This is a genomic window from Mesobacillus campisalis, assembly GCF_000986785.1.
Lineage (GTDB): Bacteria > Bacillota > Bacilli > Bacillales > Cytobacillaceae > Mesobacillus_B > Mesobacillus_B campisalis.
In genome coordinates, this window is sequence record NZ_LAYY01000021.1 from 18,392 (window position 1) to 35,945 (window position 17,554).

At 47.7% G+C, this 17,554-nt stretch carries 18 protein-coding genes; 1 reads left to right on the top strand and 17 read right to left on the bottom strand.

Features of this window, described 5'->3' with window-relative positions; all coding sequences use genetic code 11:
• Positions 1–11: 11 nt before the first annotated feature.
• The 8 genes from WQ57_RS17020 to WQ57_RS17055 form a co-directional block, all read right to left on the bottom strand.
• Positions 12–959, bottom strand: a complete 948-nt coding sequence (locus WQ57_RS17020) for a YybS family protein (protein ID WP_046524966.1) — start codon at positions 957–959, stop codon at positions 12–14.
• A 137-nt stretch (positions 960–1,096) separates the two neighbouring features.
• On the bottom strand, positions 1,097–1,333 hold the full coding sequence (gene rpsR, locus WQ57_RS17025; protein ID WP_046524992.1) for a 30S ribosomal protein S18: 237 nt from the start codon (positions 1,331–1,333) through the stop codon (positions 1,097–1,099).
• 57 nt (positions 1,334–1,390) lie between these two features.
• Complete coding sequence (gene ssb, locus WQ57_RS17030) at positions 1,391–1,900, bottom strand: single-stranded DNA-binding protein (RefSeq protein WP_046524967.1); 510 nt, start codon at positions 1,898–1,900, stop codon at positions 1,391–1,393.
• 69 nt (positions 1,901–1,969) lie between these two features.
• Positions 1,970–2,257, bottom strand: coding sequence for a 30S ribosomal protein S6 (rpsF, locus tag WQ57_RS17035; RefSeq protein WP_046524968.1), 288 nt, complete (start codon positions 2,255–2,257; stop codon positions 1,970–1,972).
• Between the two features lie 383 nt (positions 2,258–2,640).
• Positions 2,641–3,741, bottom strand: a complete 1,101-nt coding sequence (gene ychF / locus WQ57_RS17040) for a redox-regulated ATPase YchF (RefSeq protein ID WP_046524969.1) — start codon at positions 3,739–3,741, stop codon at positions 2,641–2,643.
• Between the two features lie 123 nt (positions 3,742–3,864).
• Positions 3,865–5,868 carry a molybdopterin-dependent oxidoreductase gene (locus WQ57_RS17045; RefSeq protein ID WP_046524970.1) on the bottom strand — a complete coding sequence of 668 codons (2,004 nt, stop codon included), beginning with the start codon at positions 5,866–5,868 and terminating at the stop codon, positions 3,865–3,867.
• Between the two features lie 74 nt (positions 5,869–5,942).
• On the bottom strand, positions 5,943–6,146 hold the full coding sequence (locus WQ57_RS17050; RefSeq protein WP_046524971.1) for a DUF951 domain-containing protein: 204 nt from the start codon (positions 6,144–6,146) through the stop codon (positions 5,943–5,945).
• A 13-nt stretch (positions 6,147–6,159) separates the two neighbouring features.
• A complete protein-coding gene (locus WQ57_RS17055; RefSeq protein ID WP_046524972.1) occupies positions 6,160–7,053 on the bottom strand; it encodes a mechanosensitive ion channel family protein in 894 nt (297 codons plus the stop codon).
• 191 nt (positions 7,054–7,244) lie between these two features.
• Between WQ57_RS17055 and yyaC the strand changes: the two genes are divergently transcribed.
• The gene (gene yyaC, locus WQ57_RS17060) at positions 7,245–7,862 is read left to right on the top strand and encodes a spore protease YyaC (protein WP_046524973.1); all 618 of its coding nucleotides are present in this window, start codon (positions 7,245–7,247) and stop codon (positions 7,860–7,862) included.
• Positions 7,863–7,922: 60 nt separating this feature from the next.
• On the opposite strand, the gene WQ57_RS17065 is transcribed toward yyaC, so the two are convergent.
• The 9 genes from WQ57_RS17065 to spoIIIJ form a co-directional block, all read right to left on the bottom strand.
• Positions 7,923–8,636 (bottom strand): DUF554 domain-containing protein, encoded by a 714-nt coding sequence (locus tag WQ57_RS17065; protein WP_046524974.1) that lies wholly within the window; start codon positions 8,634–8,636, stop codon positions 7,923–7,925.
• Positions 8,637–8,770: 134 nt separating this feature from the next.
• Positions 8,771–9,622: a ParB/RepB/Spo0J family partition protein gene (locus WQ57_RS17070; RefSeq protein ID WP_046524975.1), complete on the bottom strand. Its 852-nt coding sequence runs from the start codon at positions 9,620–9,622 to the stop codon at positions 8,771–8,773.
• Positions 9,615–10,376, bottom strand: coding sequence for a ParA family protein (locus WQ57_RS17075; protein WP_046524976.1), 762 nt, complete (start codon positions 10,374–10,376; stop codon positions 9,615–9,617). Before WQ57_RS17075 ends, WQ57_RS17070 begins: the two co-directional genes overlap by 8 nt.
• A 213-nt stretch (positions 10,377–10,589) precedes the next feature.
• A complete protein-coding gene (gene noc, locus WQ57_RS17080) occupies positions 10,590–11,441 on the bottom strand; it encodes a nucleoid occlusion protein (RefSeq protein ID WP_046524977.1) in 852 nt (283 codons plus the stop codon).
• 105 nt (positions 11,442–11,546) lie between these two features.
• On the bottom strand, positions 11,547–12,263 hold the full coding sequence (gene rsmG, locus WQ57_RS17085) for a 16S rRNA (guanine(527)-N(7))-methyltransferase RsmG (protein ID WP_046524978.1): 717 nt from the start codon (positions 12,261–12,263) through the stop codon (positions 11,547–11,549).
• Positions 12,264–12,291: 28 nt separating this feature from the next.
• Complete coding sequence (mnmG, locus tag WQ57_RS17090) at positions 12,292–14,181, bottom strand: tRNA uridine-5-carboxymethylaminomethyl(34) synthesis enzyme MnmG (protein ID WP_046524979.1); 1,890 nt, start codon at positions 14,179–14,181, stop codon at positions 12,292–12,294.
• Between the two features lie 38 nt (positions 14,182–14,219).
• On the bottom strand, positions 14,220–15,605 hold the full coding sequence (gene mnmE / locus WQ57_RS17095) for a tRNA uridine-5-carboxymethylaminomethyl(34) synthesis GTPase MnmE (protein ID WP_046524980.1): 1,386 nt from the start codon (positions 15,603–15,605) through the stop codon (positions 14,220–14,222).
• 544 nt (positions 15,606–16,149) lie between these two features.
• On the bottom strand, positions 16,150–16,770 hold the full coding sequence (jag, locus tag WQ57_RS17100) for an RNA-binding cell elongation regulator Jag/EloR (RefSeq protein WP_046524981.1): 621 nt from the start codon (positions 16,768–16,770) through the stop codon (positions 16,150–16,152).
• Positions 16,767–17,543: a YidC family membrane integrase SpoIIIJ gene (spoIIIJ, locus tag WQ57_RS17105; RefSeq protein WP_046524982.1), complete on the bottom strand. Its 777-nt coding sequence runs from the start codon at positions 17,541–17,543 to the stop codon at positions 16,767–16,769. The genes jag and spoIIIJ overlap by 4 nt, the downstream gene beginning before the upstream one ends.
• Positions 17,544–17,554 lie beyond the last annotated feature (11 nt).

A 17,554-nucleotide genomic window follows, 5' to 3' on the forward strand; every position in this document is an offset into this window, starting at 1 on the left:
TTAGTTTCCGATTACTTCTTTTCCTCAAGACGTTTCCGCAAATCAAAACCTAAGTCAATTATACCTAATATCCTGACAATATAAAGGAGAATTGGTATCAGAAGCGCCAAGATGACCGTAACCACAAAGATGGCTTTAGAATACCCTTTAACATGGTAAAAATAAGCGATAAGCGAGAAACCCTGCAGCAAAATGAGGAATTGCAGGACAAAGAGCAGATTGGTCACTGCCCATACCCAATAACCTCCCGTGTCTGGGGAAATCAGCATGGAGGAAATCAGCGAAAACAAATAGTACCAGAGGACACTTTTTGGCAGTCTCAGCTCCCTGAACGGCTTCCAGCGGGAAACATCGATGCCGAATCGCTTCAGGATTGGAATCGACACAAGCTGCACCAGGAATACAATCAGGAAGGATGCGAGCACAAACATGCTGGGCATCAAGGTTTCCATTAATTCAACGGTGCCTTCCAGCTGCTCCATTACCCCATCATCCACGGTCTGGCCCATTCGTTCCATCATGCCAGCAGACATTGAAATGGATTCCCTGAAAGCCGCAAGCATTTCATCAATAAAATTGATTTTGAAAAGGGCTACAGCCGCTGCATACTGAAGAACGGTATTTACCAGGAATACAAGGGATCCTGCCACAAAGATAGCCAGTCTTCCTTTCCCTTTTGAGATCATATAACCCATTACTGCACCTGTGGATCCATGAGCCAATGCAAGCGGAATCGCCAGCAAAGTTCCAAAGATAAGTGAAATCAGCACAGCTGCGACCGTAAACACAGCCGCACTTTTGCCATCATTCTTCGCCGCAAACATCATGAATGGCAGCGGCATGAACAGTGTGGCCACCAGCCCAAGCCCTGGAACATACAGCGAAATCAGCAGCAGGACCGCGAAGATGGCCAGCAGAATGGCACCTTCGGTCAGTTTATATGTATTTCTATTCTTCAAGTCTCCACCTCTTTACAACAAAAAAAATCTCCATAAAAACTATTTTAGCGAGTAGCGGCCCCAGATTCAACTAAGGGGGCCTATGACGACAAAAGGCAGCGGGAAAGCCCGCTGCCTTTTGTTATCCGTACATTTAATTACTCACCTGACACGTATGGCAGTAATGCCATTTGACGTGCACGCTTGATTGCAACTGTCAGTTTACGCTGATACTTAGCGCTTGTGCCAGTTACACGGCGTGGCAGAATCTTGCCGCGCTCAGAGATAAACTTTTTCAGAAGATCTACATCTTTATAGTCGATGTGAGTGATTCCGTTTGCTGTGAAGAAACAAACTTTACGGCGCTTCGCACGTCCGCCTCTGCGTCCTCCCATTGCCATGGTCAATTCCCTCCTTGTTTTATCAGATTATATATTAACGTTCGATTTGAGTTAGAATGGAAGATCATCATCGGAAATGTCGATTTGTCCGCCACCAGCGAATGGATCTTCATCCAGTCTCGTGTTTCTTTGGGGCTGTCGTTGATTCTGATTTCCAAATGGAGAATCTTGCTCATTTGAGCGGGAAGGATAATTCCCTCCGCGGTCAAAATTCTGGCCCTGGCTTTGACCTTGACTTTGGCCCTTAGGCTCCAGGAACTGGACGCTTTCTGCCATTACTTCCGTAACGTAGACACGCTTCCCGTCCTGTCCTTCATAGCTGCGGGTCTGGATGCGTCCATCAACACCTGCAAGACTTCCCTTTTTGAGGAAGTTTGCGACGTTTTCAGCCGGACGGCGCCAAACAACACAGTTAATGAAGTCAGCTTCCCTCTCTCCCTGCTGGTTCGTAAACGATCTGTTCACGGCCAGGGTGAAGGATGCTACCGCTACTCCATTCGGTGTATAGCGGAGTTCCGGGTCCTTGGTCAAACGGCCGACAAGAATTACACGATTCATCATCAGTATCAACCCCTTTCCTTCCAGCTGTGTTCCAGAAGGAAACGTCAGCCAAAAGTTCTTTTATATAAATTACTTTTCGTCTTTGATTACGATATGGCGAATGATATCTTCGCTGATTTTAGCAAGACGGGAGAACTCGTCAACCGCAGCTGGTTCAGCATTCACCTGAAGGAGTTGGTAGTAGCCGTCACGGAAATCATTGATTTCGTATGCAAGGCGGCGCTTGCCCCAATCCTTAGCTTCGCTAACCTCCGCACCATTATCAGTCAAGATGCCGTTAAAACGCTCGATCAACGCTTTTTTTGCTTCATCTTCAATGTTTGGGCGGATGATGTACATAACTTCGTACTTTCTCATCACTGTCACCTCCTTTTGGACTAACGGCCCATAAATGGGCAAGGAGCAATTATTCATTACTCACAAGTTAAAATTATAGCATAGGAACAATCACAACGCAACTCCTGTTTGGGCTTGTCCATGATTTGCTAAAATTGTTTCTGTTATAATTAAATACTAACATATGTTCGCATTTTTGTCCATTCTATTTTTTTCTAGGCTGTGTTAAATGAATCTGTTGATTTCCGTTCCAGGTGCTTCGCTTTCCGCGGGGCGGGCGGTGAGCCCGCAGGAGTCTCGCACCTTCCACTCCAATCAACAGGGTTAAAATAAATGGTTATGATTAACACAGCCCAACTGAACAAAAACCCCCGCAAGCCTTACGCTGCGAGGGAACAAACAACTTACACGTTAAAACGGAAATGGATGACGTCTCCGTCTTTTACTTCGTATTCTTTTCCTTCAAGGCGCACTTTGCCTGCTTCGCGGGCCGCGCCCATGGAGCCGGCTGCCATCAGGTCGTCATAGGATACCGTTTCGGCGCGGATAAAGCCTCTTTCAAAGTCAGAGTGGATGATGCCCGCACATTGAGGCGCCTTCATGCCGCGGCGGAACGTCCAGGCGCGGACCTCCTGCACTCCTGCTGTGAAGTAGGTGGCAAGGCCAAGCAGGCTGTAGGCCGCCCGGATCAGCTGGTCAAGGCCGGATTCTTCAATGCCAAGCTCTTCAAGGAACATTTCCTTTTCTTCGCCCTCAAGCTCGGCAATTTCTTCCTCAATCTTTGCACAGATGACAATCACTTCCGCATTGTCGGCTGCAGCATATTCACGCACTTTTTGAACATATTCATTGCCGCTCGGATCCGCCACATCATCTTCGCCAACATTCGCCACATACAGCATCGGCTTGGTGGTCAGAAGGTGCAGACCCTTGACAACCTTGGCTTCTTCCTCTGTCAGCTCTACAGTGCGAGCCGCTTTTTCACTTTCAAGCGCTTCTTTGATCTTAACAAGCACCGGATGCTCCACTAAAGCTTCCTTATCCTTTTGCTTGGCCAGTTTCTCAACACGGCTGATGCGCTTGTCAACCGACTCAAGATCGGCAAGGATCAATTCCAGATTGATGACTTCAATATCGTCAATCGGGTCGACACTCCCAGATACATGGGTAATATTCTCATCGGCAAAGCAGCGGACCACCTGGCAGATGGCATCCACTTCACGGATATGGGCCAGGAACTTGTTCCCAAGGCCTTCGCCTTTGCTGGCACCTTTGACAATGCCGGCGATATCAGTGAACTCGAACGCTGTCGGAACAGTTTTCTTTGGCTGCACCAATTCAGTCAGTTTGTTTAAACGGTGATCAGGCACTTCAACAATGCCGACATTCGGGTCGATGGTACAGAATGGGTAATTGGCTGATTCGGCTCCAGCCTGTGTAATTGCATTGAACAAGGTCGACTTCCCGACGTTTGGAAGCCCGACAATACCTGCTGTTAAGGCCATCCTTGTCACTCCTCTATAAAAATATCTATTCAAACCAGTCAGTTTAAACGAATTTGCCTCTCACAATTATAGAGAGTTCACCATAAAAAGACAAGCCGCCGGAGATGGCGGCTTGCGCATGCATTATACTTTTTCAAGATTGACGAGGCAATCATAAACGGTGCTTCCCTGGCGGTTGTCGGACTCGGCATCCGAGGTGAGCATATTGACCGGCCCGCCAAACTTGCGCCAGATCCCTTCATCAATGTTGATTGTACCGGGGTGGGCAATTTTTAAAACAGCCGCTTTGCCTCTTATTTCACCGCGCCCGTTCCATACCCGGACTAGGTCCCCGTCCTGCAGCAGTTTAGCGTCTGCAATATCGGGGCTCACCTCCACCTTGACCTCCGGTTCTTTCGCAAACAGATGATAGTGCTGTGAATGATTGGAACGGAGCGGATGGATGGTCAGGAGCGTGTATGGATATTTTTCAGCCAGGTTGGGATCGGTCCACTTCGTTTCTTTGGGCAGGGACAAGGAAATTCGTCCTCCGAATCCTGCTTTTTCCGCAGAAGCGGAAGTGAACTCATATTTCCCGCTTGGCGTCCTGAATTTATAGTCGCTCCACGGAATATGGTCAACAGGCAATTCTGCATGCTTTTCTGTTCTTAAACGCTCGAGGTTGATACCTTGCTCCTCAAGCTTGGAAAGTCCCATCCCAAGGAACTCCTCCCTTGTATAGGCGAAGTCATCGCCAAAACCAAGCCTGTCCGCCAGCTCCGTCCAAATCCAGGCATCCGTTTTTGCCTCGCCAGGCGGTTCCACAAGCTTTGGGCCGTGATTCACATAATGATGGTACATGGACGAATAATACACATCTTCTGTTTCAAAGACCGATGCAACCGGTAAAACATAATCGGCGAGCTGTGCTGTATCTGTCATGAACTGCTCCATGACAACCAAAGTTTCCAGCGAGGAAAAGGCATCTTGGACCTTTGTGCTGTCCGGCACCTGGGCTAGCGGATTTCCGCAAGTGACGATCGCCATCTTGATTCCTGGGTCGGCTGCAGTCAGGATTCCCTCCGCCTGCTGCATCATGCTGAAGCTGCGGTGTGCTGTTTTTCTGTGAGGCAAGGTGAGGCTGGCACTGTTGAAACTCTGTCCTACCTGCCGGTTCGCATAGTTCGCTCCTCCGCCGGGAATCCCAATATTTCCGCTCACGGCCACAAGGGCATCCATCAGCCTGATCGTATTCCCTCCATTGGCATAACGCTGCATTCCCAGGCCAAACAAGGTCGCAACGGGCCGCTGCCCGTAAACTTCCGCCAGCTCGGTAAAAATGAGCTGCGGCACTTCCGTATAGGCGCTTAGTTCCTCAAGGGTTACGCTATCAATTAGCTCTTTTAAATCGGCAAAACCGATGGTATGGTTTTCAATGAACTTCCGGTCCTCAAGCCCCAGTCTAAGCATTTCCTTGATGATCCCGGCTGCCAGCATGCCGTCAAATCCTGGTTTCACTGTAATATGCTTATCTGCCATCTTCGCTGTGGCATTGTAGAGCGGATCAATTACATACACCCTCGCGCCTGCTTTTTTCGCCTTTTGCAGGGCTTCAAAAAGGTGCATATTGGTCCTGGCCACATTTCTGCCCCAGACGACAATGTTTTTGCTGTTGGAAAGGTCCCCCGGGGCATGGCTGTAGGCATCGCCGAAATCCCAGCACTGCGCTTCGATTCCGCTTCCCCAGCAAATGGAACCCGTAAGCTCCGTAACGCCGCCAAAGGCATTGAAAAACCGGCTGTCCAGTTTGGTCAGAAGGCCGCCATTTGCATAATCATGGCTGTGGAGCACAGAGGCTGTTCCATAGGCTTCCTTGTAGTGCTGCAGCTTTTCGGCTATCTCGTCCAAAGCCTGCTTCCAGCTGATTCTCGCAAACTCACCATCTACTTTTTTTAACGGATACAGCAGACGGTCACCTGAGTTGACACGCTGCTCCAACATCCGGCCCCTGCCGCAGATCTTCCCCCTGGTAATCGGATGATCTTCATCGCCCTCGATCTTTGTCACTTTCCCGTTATCGACTGTCACCTTGAAGCCGCAGCTGTCCCAGCAATTAAGCGGGCATGCGGAATGAAAAACCTTCGCCATTTGCTCCATCCCCAAACTTTTTAGAGATTTATCTAGAATGCAAGATTCCATTATCTTTTAAAAAAGAAGCAGGATCACTCCCCCTGCTCCTGCCTTTCCAGTACCTTTTTCATTTTGCGGGTAAAATCTTTTCTTGGGATTAGGACACTATGTCCGCAGCCTTCACACTTGATGCGGATATCCATGCCCAGACGGATGATTTTCCAGCGGTTCGTTCCGCAAGGATGGGGCTTTTTCATCTCCACCACATCATTAAGCTGAAACTCTTTTTGTTCCACTGTTTTCCCTCCTTTAACTTCCCGGTTGTTTCCTCATAGCTTCCTCTTCCTGCCGTGAATACATAACAAGCCGCGGATAAGGAATTTCAATGCCATTTTCATCAAGGGCAAGCTTTATTTCCTTGCGGAGCAGCCTGCCGATATACCAATGCTTCATTGGCTGGGTTTCCGCCACAATCCGCAGGACCAGCTCGGAGGCTCCAAATTGCTGGACTCCAAGCAATTCCGGCTCTTTCACAAGCTCTTCATATTTCTCGGGAAGCCCGGCCAAAAGATCCTGCAGTACACGCTCTGTCCTGTCGATATCACTTTCATAAGCAATTCCAATGTCAAGGATGGCCACACTATTATGCAAAGAGAAATTTGTGACTTCCGTAATACTCCCATTAGGCAAAATATGTACTTCGCCCGTAAAACTTTTGATTTTGGTTGTCCTTAAGCCGATTTCATCGACTGTTCCTTCAAACTGGCCGATTCGGACAAAATCACCGACTGAAAACTGGTCCTCAAAGATGATGAAAAATCCGGTGATCACATCCTTTACCAGGCTCTGTGCCCCAAAGCCCACCGCCAGGCCGACAATCCCGGCACCTGCCAGCATGGCTTGGACATTGATCGTCAACACGGACAGGATGGTCATAATCGAAATAAAAAAGACTACATAAGTAAGGATATTTTCCAAAAGCTTGATCAGCGTCGCATCCCGGCGCTCCGAAACCAGCCCCAAAGGAGTCTTCGTTTTCAAATTGAAAAACTTTCGGATTGCAGATTTTCCTAATCGAATTACCAATCCCGAAATGATGAGAATGGCGATAATTTTAAGCAGTCCTTCGCCAATAGTGAACCACATCTCTTCATTGGTAAATTTATCAGCGGTCATTTGCCAGAATTTTTCTGTATTGCTCATAACATCACCTGCCTAAAATAATGAAACATAACCATTTTATCAAGTATCCTTCCATCATGCCAATGCAAGAGTGCATTTCATAATATTGGGTTACAAACCTATCTTTTGTTTAAATGTTTCTTTTTACAGGTATGTATAGATTAAAAAAAATTTCCGTATACTGGTATTATGAATGTAAGGGAGTGGAGCCAATGAATCTTAATTTTTTTGACAGGAAGGGCAGCCCGATCAAAATCAATCACGAAGATACACATGCTGCCGCCAAGCTTGCCGAAAGCATGCTTAACCTTCTTCCTGCCTATACAAATCGCCCCATCGTCTTTGTTTGCATTGGAACCGACAGGTCCACAGGTGATTCATTGGGTCCACTGATCGGCAGCTTTCTGGAAGAAAAGAGCATTTCCCCTTTTTATGTATATGGCACACTCGAAGACCCCATCCATGCCGTGAATCTTGAAGACAAGCTGAACGAAATCAAGCAAAAGCATGTCCATCCATTCATCATTGGCATTGATGCCTGCCTCGGCAGGCTGAAAAGTGTAGGCTCCATCCATATCAATTCCGGCCCATTAAAGCCAGGAGCTGGCGTCAACAAGAATCTGCCTGAAGTCGGGGACATCCACCTTACCGGAATCGTCAATGTTAGCGGCTTCATGGAATTTTTTGTCCTTCAGAACACAAGGCTGAACCTTGTCGTAAAAATGGCCAAAACCATTGCCGAAGGAATCCATGAGACAAGTCTTCTTCTGCCAAGAAAACAGACATGGACCGAGATCAAGTGGGATATTAATCGTGAACAGACAACTTGAATAGAATGAAAGAGAGGAAAGCCTGACTATAAATGGCTTTCCTCTCTTTTTTACCACTCTTTAAAAAAACAAACTATATCCATATTGAGCAGCCACTGCCAGCAAGGTAACGACAATGCCTGGCAGGAGATTCGCCACTTTGATGTTTGTCAGGCCGGCAAGGTTCAGGCCAATGGCAAAAATCATCACTCCGCCTGTAGCCGTCACTTCCACAATGAAACTGTCCATCAGTTCTGCCGGGATAATCCGGTCAATTTGCGTCGCAAAGGCAGCAATTGTTCCCTGGTAGAGCATGACAGGGATAGCCGAAAAGATGACGCCAATGCCTAGCGTCGTTGTCAAAATCAAAGCGGTGAAACCATCTATGATTGCTTTTGTGTAAAGCACATCATGGTCGCCGCGGATGCCGCTGTCGAGTGCTCCGATGATCGCCATCGCCCCGATGACGAAAATCAGGGTGGCCGTCACAAACCCCTGCGAAACGCTGCCCTGTCCTTCACTGCCAATCTTCTTTTCAAGCCAATGGCCAAGGCTGTTCAATTTGTCATCAAGATGGAGATACTCTCCAATCACGGCTCCGATGACCAGGCTGATGATGACAATCAGAAAGTTTTCGCTCTTAAAGCCCATCTGCAGGCCGAGGACCATAACCGAAAGGCCGATTCCATACATCACCGTCGTCTTCATTCCCTCGGGAATCCGATGCAGCAGCTTGCCTAGAAATGTACCAATGATAATCAGCAGACCGTTCACAATCGTTCCTAGTAAAAACATCTTTTTCACCCAAATCCAATATTTCGTTCAGCGAAATTTTCCTTATAATTTACCATAAAAAAAGAGAATTTCCTATTCATTCTTTATTAGCAGGCCAATTTTGTCCAAAAAAAGAAGCCATCCCGCAAGACAGCTTAAGAGTCTGATTGGCCGATCAACTCCAAAATCCTTTCAAGATCTTCCTTCGAAAAGAATTCAATTTCAATTTTCCCTTTATTTTTGGTCTGCCTGATATGGACGGTCGTGCCAAACCGTTCACGCAAGTGGTTTTCCCTGTCGGCAATAAAAATATCCTTGCCTGGCTGAGGCTTTTTCTTTGTTTCACGTGGAACGGTTTCGTTAAGCTGCTGGATCAGCTGTTCAAGCTGGCGGACATTAAGCCCCTCTTTAATCGTCTTTTCGGCAATGGACGGCAATTTGTCCTTCTGCCTCAATCCAAGCAATGCCCTGCCATGGCCCATTGTCATTTTCCCGCCCGAGATCAGTTCCTGGATTTTGGGAGGAAGGCTTAGCAGGCGAATATGGTTGGCCAAATGAGGACGGCTCTTTCCAAGACGCTTTGCCAGCTCTTCCTGGGTGATGCCCAGCTTTTCGATCAGGTTCTGGTATGCGGCTCCCTCCTCAATTGGATTGAGGTCCTCGCGCTGCAGGTTTTCAAGGATAGCAAGCTCCATCATTTGCTGCTCGGTAAGCTCCCGGACAACAGCGGGAACTGTCTCAAGGCCCGCTTCCCCTGCTGCCCGGAAACGCCGCTCGCCTACCACGATTTCATAGCCTTTTATCGTCTTGCGGACAATGATCGGCTGGAGGATGCCATGCTCAATGATCGAGTTTTTCAGCTCCTCGATTGCCTCCTTCTGAAAGACCTTCCTTGGCTGGTAAGGGTTCGGACGCAATTCCTTGATGCTGATTTCCTTGACGGTCTCTTCTTTGCCAACTTCCATATTAAAGAAAGCATTCAAGCCTTTTCCTAAGCCTTTAGCCATTTGCAACCACTTCCTTTGCAAGTTCTAGGTAAACTTCGGCTCCTCGCGACTTTGGATCGTAGATGATAATCGGCTCTCCATGGCTTGGAGCCTCGCTAAGGCGGACATTGCGGGGAATAATCGTTTTATACACTTTATCCTGGAAGTACTTTTTCACTTCTTCAATGACCTGGATTCCGAGATTGGTGCGGGCATCCAGCATCGTCAGCAGGACGCCTTCAATTTTGAGGTCATGGTTTAAATGCTTTTGCACCAGCCTTACAGTATTAAGCAGCTGGCTCAAGCCTTCCAGCGCATAATATTCGCATTGAACAGGAATCAGCACTCCGTCTGATGCCGTTAAGGAATTCAAGGTCAACAACCCGAGCGACGGCGGGCAATCTATCAATATATAATCAAAGTCTTCTTTTACTTCCTCAAGGGCCCTTTTTAGCCTGACTTCCCGGGAAATAGTCGGCACAAGTTCAATTTCGGCGCCAGCCAGCTGGATTGTGGCCGGAATCGCAAACAGATTATCGACAGCTGTCGGCCTGATCGCAGACTTGGCATCCACATCATCGACAAGGACATCGTAAATGCAGCGTTCGACATCGGCCTTTTCAATTCCAATTCCGCTGGTCGCATTGCCTTGCGGATCAATATCGACCAATAACACTTTTTTCCCTATGTATGCTAAGCAGGCCCCCAGGTTGACCGAGGTAGTCGTTTTTCCAACCCCGCCTTTCTGGTTGGCAATCGCAATGATTTTGCCCACATTGTCACCTACTTTCAAAACCTTTAAGATTGTCCCGTTTGGAGGGAGATTATCGTTTATTTGCCTTTAAATTCTGTCAAAACAATCATGTATTCTATTTTACCATGAAAAAACACGGTCGAAAGGCTTTTTAGAAAAATATCGCAGTCTGGCAAACTTCAATTCTCGCATAAAAAAATGCGAGAAACAGCGATGGCTTCTCACATTTTTTCCTTATTTTTTCTTCGGGATCTTTATGGTGATCTGGTAATAATCCTCGTGTTCCTCTTCCTCGGACTTAAGGTTGATTCCAGAATCCGAAACCATCGACAAGGACTGGCGGATCGTATTGACAGCAATGCGCATATCCTTGCTGAACGCCCTCCGCTTTGGCTTCGGAGGCTTGTCATCCTGGCTCATCATCTTTTCGACACGTGCTTCCGTCTGCTTGACGTTCAAGGATTTCTCAATGATTTCATTGAGCAGCTGGACCTGCTTCTCCGCATCTTTCAATGGAATCAGCGAGCGGGCGTGACGTTCCGAAATCTGCTTGTTCAATAAGGAATCCTGGACTTCCTGAGGCAGTTTCAAGAGACGGAGCTTATTGGCTACCGTTGACTGTCCTTTCCCTAGGCGCTGGGCTAGAGCCTCTTGTGTCAGGTTATGGATTTCCAGCAATTTGCCATAGGCAATCGCTTCTTCAATCGGGGAGAGCTCTTCCCGCTGAAGGTTTTCTATCAATGCAACAGAGGCCGTCTCTGCGTCGGTTAAGTTATTGACAATTGCCGGGACTTCCTCCCAGCCAAGTTTCCTCATAGCCCGCCAGCGGCGTTCACCCGCGATGATTTCGTACTTGCCGTCTTCAAATTCCCTGATGACGATGGGCTGTATCACTCCGTGCGTGTGGATTGTACGGGCGAGCTCCTCAATTTTTTCATCATCGAACACCGTTCTTGGCTGAAATCGATTAGGTACGATATCGTCAATAGGAATTTTTCTTATTTCATCTTTCTCTTCCGTTTTTTCTGCCGTCACTGGTTCCTGCTTTTCTCCCAGGCCAAAAAAGCGTGAAAAAGAAGGCTTCATTCCCCTGCACCACCTTTATGAAACTCCCTATAACATATTTCTCTATAAGAAAGACAAGTTCCTGCCTATAAATAATTATAAACCAAATTCAAGGTTTAGGTACCCCTATTCGATGGGAGATTTATTAGGGGTACCTGGTTTGCGCGGATACTGCTTCGGTGTTTTCTTCTCTTTATCAATGACTAAAACCGTGCGGTCGCTGTCTTCTACAGGCAGCTTGAAGGAATGGACTCCGCGGAGCTTTCCGCCCAGTACATGGAGCGCCTTTTTGCCCTTCTGCAGCTCTTCCTCGGCCTGTCCGCCTTTCATCGCAACGAACTGTCCGCCGACCTTCGCAAGCGGCAGGCACAGTTCGCTAAGGACAGAAAGCCTCGCGACCGCCCTCGCCATTACGACTTCATACTGTTCGCGATGCTGCTTGTTCTGGCCGAATGTTTCGGCGCGGTCATGGATGAAGGTCACGTTCTCAAGCTTCAGCTCCTTGGCCAAATGCTCAAGGAACGTAATTCGTTTGTTCAGGGAATCAACGATGGTGATCTGCAGCTTCGGGAAGGCGATTTTCAGGGGAATGCTTGGGAAGCCTGCCCCTGCGCCTACATCGCATAAATTCAGCTGACGGTCAAAATTGAAATGGAAGGCCGCTGAAACGGAATCATAAAAATGCTTTAGAAACACTTCTTCCTTATCGGTAATTGCCGTCAGATTCATTTTTTCATTCCATTCAACAAGAGTTCTGAAATAGGTTTCGAACTGTTCCATCTGCCAATCAGTGAGAAGAATCCCCTTTTCAGCCAGAGATGCTTTAAATTGTTCTGGGTTCATAAGCCTTCCCTCTCAAAAAAAGTTTGTCTTACTGGTTCGAAATGCGGGCAACCCGCCCTTGTTCAATATAAACAAGCAAAATCGAAATATCAGCCGGGTTTACCCCTGAAATCCGGGAAGCCTGGGCAATCGAAAGCGGGCGTACGGTTTTTAAATTATGCCTGGCTTCCGTGGCAATTCCGGTGATCGCATCATAATCAATGTTCTCCGGTATTTTCTTATCTTCCATTTTCTTCAGGCGGTCAACCTGCTGAAGTGATTTTTCGATATACCCTTCATATTTGATCTGGATTTCGACCTGCTCTTCAACCTCTGGATCCAGCTGGGTCTCAGGCGGAATCAAGGATTTGATATGTTCATACGAAATTTCGGTACGCTTGATGAAATCAGAAGCGCGTATTCCATCTTTAAGTTCACTTCCGCCAAGGGAGCGGATCAGCTCCTGGACTTGCTGTGAAGGCTTGATGATGGTGTTCCGAAGTCTTTTGGTTTCTGCTTCAATCGCAGCCTTCTTCGCCAGGAAACTGTCGTAGCGTTCATCGGAAATAAGTCCAAGTTCGCGGCCGATGCCGGTCAGGCGCAGATCGGCATTGTCATGCCTCAGCAGCAGGCGGTATTCTGCCCTCGATGTCAGCAGCCTGTATGGTTCGCTTGTTCCTTTTGTAACAAGGTCATCGATCATAACACCTATATAGGCATCTGAACGGCTTAAAATAACTTCTTCTTTGCCCAATGCCCTTCTGCCGGCATTGATGCCAGCCATCAAGCCCTGTCCGGCTGCTTCTTCGTAACCTGAAGTTCCGTTGATTTGGCCAGCGGTGTAAAGGTTTTTGATTTTTTTCGTTTCCAGCGTCGGCCATAGCTGGGTCGGAACGACCGCATCATACTCAATCGCATACCCTGGACGCATCATTTTCGCGTTTTCAAGGGCCGGGATGGAACGGAGCAGCTTGTGCTGGACATCCTCCGGAAGGCTAGTCGACAGTCCCTGTACATATACTTCCTGTGTATGTCGCCCTTCAGGCTCAAGGAAGATCTGGTGGCGCGGCTTGTCATTGAAACGGACGACTTTATCTTCAATCGAAGGACAATAGCGCGGGCCAGTCCCTTTGATCATCCCGGAGAACATCGGAGACCGGTGAAGGTTCTGGTCAATCAGCTCATGCGTTTTTTCATTTGTATACGTCAGCCAGCACGGCAGCTGGTCGGTGATATATTTGGTTGTCTCGTAGGAGAAAGCGCGCGGCACGTCGTCACCAGGCTGGATCTCCGTTTTTGAATAATCGATTGTATCGCTGTGGACCCGCGGCGGCGTGCCTGTCTTGAACCTCACCAAATCAAGTCCCAACTCTTCAAGATGCTCCGAAAGTTTAATGGATGGCTGCTGATTGTTCGGGCCGCTGGAGTATTTCAATTCGCCAAGAATAATTTCCCCGCGCAGGAAAGTTCCTGTTGTAATCACAACGGTCTTCGAACGATACTGTGCACCTGTCTGCGTAACCACGCCCGTGCAGACACCATCTTCGATAATCAGCTTTTCCACCATTCCCTGGGCCATCGTCAGGTTTGGTTCATTTTCCATTGTCTTTTTCATTTCATGCTGGTAGGCAAACTTATCCGCCTGGGCTCTAAGCGCTCTTACGGCCGGGCCCTTTCCAGTATTGAGCATCCTCATTTGGATGTATGTTTTATCGATGTTACGGCCCATCTCTCCGCCAAGGGCATCAATTTCCCTGACAACAATCCCTTTGGCCGGACCGCCTATGGACGGGTTGCATGGCATATAGGCAATCATATCAAGATTGATGGTGATCATCAGTGTTTTCGCACCCATGCGCGCAGCCGCAAGACTCGCCTCGCTGCCCGCATGGCCCGCACCAATGACAATCACATCATAATTACCTGCTTCAAATGGCATTGTGCTGCCTCCTTTATTTTATCAAATCTTCCTTTATTCTACTTCCCTAGGCAAAACTGTGAAAACAGCTGGTCAATCAAACTTTCATGCACGCTGTCGCCGATGATTTCACCGAGCAATTCCCAGGATCGGGTGAGGTCGATTTGGACGATGTCGATTGGTGTTCCCATTTCAACGCCTGAAATCGCTTCTTCAATCGCGTTCTTTGCCTGGTTCAGCAGGGCGATATGGCGGCTGTTCGATACATATGTCATATCGCCTGCCTCAATGGAACCTGAGAAAAACAATGAGGAAATTGCTTCTTCAAGCTCGTCGATGCCCTCGTCTTCCTTCAGCGAGGTGGTGACGATTTTATATTGGCTGGCAAGCTCCTTGACTTCCCCCATATCCAGCTTTTGCGGCAAATCTGTTTTATTGACAATGACAATTACATCCATGCCTTCTACCGCTCGGAAAAGGTTCCTGTCCTCTTCGGTGAAATCGTCCGAGTAGTTTAACACAAGCAAGATCAAGTCTGCTTCTTTTAATACCTGGCGTGAGCGTTCCACGCCAATTCGTTCAACAATATCCTCTGTTTCCCTGATGCCTGCTGTATCGAGCAGCCTAAGCGGAACGCCGCGGACATTGACATATTCTTCAATAACATCCCTTGTTGTTCCGGGAATATCCGTGACAATGGCTTTATTTTCGTGTACAAGGCTGTTAAGCAGCGACGATTTCCCGACATTTGGGCGGCCGACAATGACCGTCGACAGTCCTTCACGCAGAATTTTCCCTTGCTGGGAGGTTTGCAGTAGCTTCTCGATTTCCTTCAGGACAAACCTGGACTTATCCAGCAGCATGCGATGGGTCATTTCTTCCACATCATCGTATTCCGGATAATCGATATTAACCTCTACATGGGCAAGCGTCTCAAGGATTTCCTGGCGAAGCTTCCTGATCAGCCTGGAAAGACGGCCATCCATTTGGTTCAGGGCCACATTCATCGCCCTGTCTGTTTTAGCACGGATAAGGTCGATCACCGCCTCCGCCTGTGAAAGGTCAATCCGTCCATTCAGGAAGGCCCTCTTTGTGAATTCACCCGGTTCCGCAAGCCTCGCCCCCTGGTTTAGGACGAGCTGCAGCACCCTGTTCACTGAAACTAGTCCGCCATGGCAGTTGATCTCGACGACATCTTCCTTTGTAAATGTCTTTGGCCCCCTCATAACGGAAACCATCACTTCTTCGGCTGTCTCGCCAGTGGCAGGATCGATGATGTGGCCATAGTGAATCGTATGGGATGGAACATCCTTCAGCTTTTTGCTTCCGAGCCCCTTAAACAGCCTGTCCGCTATCGCAAAGGCTTCCTCACCGCTTAACCGGACGATGGCAATCGCTCCTTCCCCCATCGGAGTCGAAATGGCCGCAATTGTATCAAACTCCATTCTATTCACCTCACTGCTTCTTCATAAAATGTATCTATGTGATTTACGTATCGTTTCCCAAATTTATAGAGTATCACAGCTTTTGCCAAAAACATATAAATCCGTATTCCTTTTATCCACAAGAAAAAAAGAAATATCTTATATTTTAACTTATCCACATGTGAATAACAATAACGGTGAAACTTCATTCAGCGGGAGAACAGGGTAAGCACCCTTTCCGATAAATAAACGGAGAAACTTCTCTTAATTAGTAAATAGCACTGAAAAGCTCCTGAATAGAAGGAGGAATTCCGCCTATTGATTCGAAAAACGTGAAAATAGGCCATTTTTCTTTGCATAACCGGAAAACTTCCCCCTATATGCCATGGAAAAAGCTAAATTTCTCATATAACCGAATAATCTCCGCTTATTTACTACCGCTGAGTACACCCAATTCAAAACTCTTCCCTTTGGACAAAGGACAAGGAAGCTGGGCCAGGCCACACCCAGAAATTTGGGCATAAAAAACCGGTCTGCTTCCAGACCGGTTTTACTTTGTTCTAACTTATTTGACTGGTGAAATAACAATGTGACGATGGGGATCGCTGCCATCGGAATAGGTTTTGATCTTCCTGTTTCCCATCAAAGCAGTATGGATGACTTTTCGTTCATAGGAAGGCATTGGCTCAAGTGCCACTTCCTTTCCTGTTTTCACTGCCTGTTGCGCAAGGCGCTGAGCAAGCTGCACCAGCGTGTCACTCCTTCTCTTCCGATAGTCCTCCGCATCAAGAAGTACGGTGTAAAACTGTTCGGAGTGCCGGTTCATGACAAGCTGTGTCAAATATTGAAGCGAATTGAGGGTTTGTCCCCTTTTCCCGATCAACAGCGCGATTTTCTCCCCGCTCAGGATAAAAGTGACTTGCTTGCCCTCTGTTTTCACTTCCACCTCTGCCGGTGCGCCAAGATGCTGGGCAACCTGCTTCAAATAGTTGACTGCTTCTTCAAACGGGTCAATCTTCATCGTGACCTTCACGACAGCTGGGCGGGTTCCGAAAATTCCAAGGATCCCTTTCTTTCCTTCATCAATCACATTGATTTCTGTGCGGTCTCTCGTTGTTTTTAACTGAGCTAGTGCTGATTCTACTGCTTCTTCGACTGTTTGTCCGGTAGCAGTTATCTGTTTCACTTTTTTGCTCCTCCCGCGCTGCCGGCTGCTGTCTGTTTCTTCAGGTCCGGCCCTTTAATGAAATAAGTTTGGACAATCATAAAGATGTTCCCTACTACCCAGTAAAGGGATAAAGCTGCCGGGAACGAAACAGCGAACACGACGATCATGATTGGCATCAGATAAAGCATCATTTTCATCTGCGGGTTGTCTTCCATGCCCACCATCATCATTTTTTGCTGAATGAAAGTAGTCACGCCGGCAATGAGCGGCAAAAGATAAATTGGATCCGGCGACCCAAGGTCAAACCAGAGGAAATTATGGTTGGCAATCTCCCTGGTCCGGACGATTGCATGGTAAAAACCGATCAAAATTGGCATTTGTATCAGCAGCGGGAAACATCCTGCAAGCGGATTGACCCCATGCTTCTGGAACAAGGCCATTGTTTCCTGCTGAAGCTTTTGCTGTGTCTTCTGGTCTTTCGAGCTGTATTTTTCCCTAAGTTTCTGCATCTCAGGCTGAATTGCCTGCATGGCTTTCGAGTTTTTCGTCTGCTTGATCATCAAAGGCAAAATCGCGAAACGCAAAAGAATTGTAACGATGATAATCGACAATCCATAGCTTCCGTTCATCCATTCGGCCATTTTCATTATCAGCATGGAAAGCGGATAAACGATATATTCATTCCAAAAGCCGGAACTTTCCTCCGTAATCGGCTGATCATACTCCATACATCCCGTCAGGACGGCCATGAGAAGCAGCAAACCGGCTACCAGCATTATTCTTTTTTTCAAGCGAACTTTCC